This window comes from Burkholderia sp. LMG 13014 (genome assembly GCF_905232215.1).
GTDB lineage: Bacteria > Pseudomonadota > Gammaproteobacteria > Burkholderiales > Burkholderiaceae > Burkholderia.
Genome location: NZ_CAJNKE010001023.1, coordinates 1 through 1197 on the forward strand (window position 1 = coordinate 1; position 1197 = coordinate 1197).

The window sequence follows — 1197 nt, forward strand, 5'->3', positions numbered from 1 at the left end:
ACGACGAGCACATCCTTGCCGAGCGACGCGAGCGCCGCCGCCAGGTTCACGACGGCGGTCGTGCAGCCGACACCCGCCGGCCCGCCCGTCACCGCGACGATGCGCGACGCGCGCCCGGCCAGCAGGCGCCGCAGCCCTTCGGCCTGATCGATGATTCGTTTATCCAAATCGCACCTCGTGCAGCTCGGCGGTGGAACGTGCGGTCAATGCGGAAAGCAGCGTCGGCATGTCCTCGTCTTGCGGCACGAAGGGCGAGCCGTCGCGCGGTACGCAGAACGCGCTCTTCAGCAGGAAGCGGGTCGATGCGACGTACAGGTTCTCCGGCACCTTCTGGCCGGTCGACACGTAGTGGACCGGCAGCTTGTAGCGGATCACGGTGTCGAGCACGCCGCCGAGATGGGTCGCCTCGTCGAGCTTCGTGAGGATGCAGCCGGCCAGGTCCGGATGTTCGCCCGCGCTGCGGTACGCCTGCACGACTTCGTTGAGCGTGTCGCCATGGCTCGTCGCGTTGAGCAGCAGCAGGCGCTGCACCGGTGCGTTCGCGCCGTGCAGCATCGCGATCTGGTCGGAAACCGCGCGGTCGCGCTGGCTCATGCCGATCGTGTCGATCAGCACGATGTGCTTGTTGCGCAGCTCGGACAGCGCGAGCGCGAGGTCGCCCGCATCCTTCACCGCGTGCACCGGCACGCCGAGGATCTTGCCGAAGATGCGCAGCTGCTCGTGGCCGCCGATCCGGTAGCTGTCGGTGGTCAGCAGCGCGACCTTGCTCGCGCCGAAGCGCATCACGCAGCGCGCGGCCAGCTTCGCGGTGGTGGTGGTCTTGCCGACCCCAGTCGGCCCCATCAGCGCGAACACGCCGCCGCGCTCCATCAGCGCGTCCTCGCTGTCGAGCACCGGCAGGTTCGACGCCAGCACCGACTGCGCCCATTCGGCGGCCTGTTCGATGGTCTGAGCATCGTCGCCGGCCGGCAGGTTGTCGACCAGCATCCGCACGAGCTGCGCGGAGAAACCGGCCGCGAACAGGTGCTTCGTCAGCGCGCCATGCACGGCGCTGCGACGCTGGCGGTCGTGCCACATCAGGCTGTCGAACTGCTCTTCCATCATCCCGCGCAGTTCGCCGAGTTCCTGCATCACCGTATCGTTGACGATCCGCTCGATGCGCGACTTCACCGCATCGGCCACCACGGCGGCCGCGTC

1 protein-coding gene and 1 pseudogene are annotated in these 1197 nt (G+C 68.4%); both read right to left on the bottom strand.

Annotated features, from left to right (window positions below):
- A pseudogene (locus JYJ84_RS37080) lies at nucleotides 1-167 on the bottom strand (MinD/ParA family protein); the annotation flags it as partial.
- Nucleotides 160-1197 (bottom strand): flagellar biosynthesis protein FlhF (gene flhF, locus JYJ84_RS37085; protein ID WP_205172944.1); only part of this gene is annotated, 1038 nt, incomplete at its 5' end. The gene flhF and the pseudogene JYJ84_RS37080, both read right to left, overlap by 8 nt.